The organism is Stenotrophomonas sp. Ste96 (genome assembly GCF_024519495.1).
Taxonomy (GTDB): domain Bacteria; phylum Pseudomonadota; class Gammaproteobacteria; order Xanthomonadales; family Xanthomonadaceae; genus Stenotrophomonas; species Stenotrophomonas bentonitica_A.
Window position 1 is genome coordinate 1 of record NZ_JALJRX010000028.1, and the last position, 1317, is coordinate 1317.

A 1317-nucleotide genomic window follows, 5' to 3' on the forward strand; every position below is an offset into this window, starting at 1 on the left:
GGTTCTTCTCCCATCTGAGGGGAGAAGGCGCACGGCCGACCAGCTAGATTTGTAGTTGTCGAGAAAACAAACCGAGGCCGGCCGTGGCCAAGCTGGATTGTATGCCGTTACTGGGAGGCTGGGCGGGGTATCGCCTGGATGGATGGCGCCGCGAGACACGTGGCGGAGCCACGTGGCTGGTGCTTTCGCTGTTGCCTGATTCACGCCGTCGACGGCGCTGCAGTGGCTGCGGCAAGTGGGTCGTGGCCATCCACGACCAGACGCTCCGGCGCATCCGTGACTTGCCCGTGTTCGACGAGCCGGTGGAGTTGGAAGTCCAGCGGCAGCGGCTGGCCTGTCCTCGCTGTGGGCCGAAACTGGAGCACTTGGATTGGCTGGAGCGGCATGCCCGGGTAACGCAACGGCTTGCGCAGAGCGTGGCACGCATGTGCGCCACCACCTCCATCCACGCCACCGCAAAGTGGCATGGTCTGGACTGGAAGACGGTCAAGGCGCTTGATTTCAGGCATCTGATGCAGACGCTGGGCCCGGTGGACCTATCGGACGTACGCGTGATCGCGATGGACGAGTTTGCGATCCAGAAGGGGCATCGCTACGCCACCGTGGTCGTCGAGCCATCGCGCAAGCGCGTGCTATGGGTCGGCCGAGGACGCAGCCGCGCTGACATCCGTCCCTTCTTTGAGCTACTCGGCAGGGTCGGTTGCGAACGCATCCAAGCCGTAGCAATGGACATGAATTCGGCCTTTGATGTGGAGGTCAAAGCCCAGTGCCCCAATGCTGAAGTGGTCTACGACCTCTTCCATGTGGTGGCCAAGTACGGGCGCGAAGTCATTGATCGGGTACGGGTGGACCAGGCCAATCGCCTGCGCAACGACAAGCCCGCCCGACGGGTGGTGAAGACCTCGCGCTGGCTCCTACTGCGCAATCGGCACAACGTCCCGGCAGAGCAGCGCGTCCAACTCGAGGAGTTGCTGGCCGCCAACAAAGCCCTGCTGACCACCTATCTGCTCAAAGACGACCTGAAGCAGCTGTGGCGCTACCGAAGCCAGAGCTGGGCGGAGAAGGCCTGGCGATCATGGAAGCATCGCGCCCTGCGAAGCGGGCTGGAGCCGCTGCGCATCTTTGTCCGCCGTCTGCAGCCTTATCTCCCGGGCATCCTGGCCCACTGCCGATGGCCGCTCGGGACGAACCTGGTGGAAGGCATCAATAACAAGATCAAGGTCATCAAGCGCGTCGCCTACGGATACCGAGACGACGCGTACTTCTTCCTGAAGATCCGGGCGGCCTTCCCCGGAGTTGGGTGAAGAACCTTTTTTT

Annotated in this window: 1 protein-coding gene; it reads left to right on the plus strand. The window is 62.6% G+C overall.

The window, feature by feature from the left end; all coding sequences use genetic code 11:
- Positions 1–83 precede the first annotated feature (83 nt).
- Positions 84–1304: an ISL3 family transposase gene (locus OC373_RS18645; RefSeq protein WP_111105457.1), complete on the plus strand. Its 1221-nt coding sequence runs from the start codon at positions 84–86 to the stop codon at positions 1302–1304.
- The last annotated feature ends 13 nt before the right edge of the window (positions 1305–1317 follow it).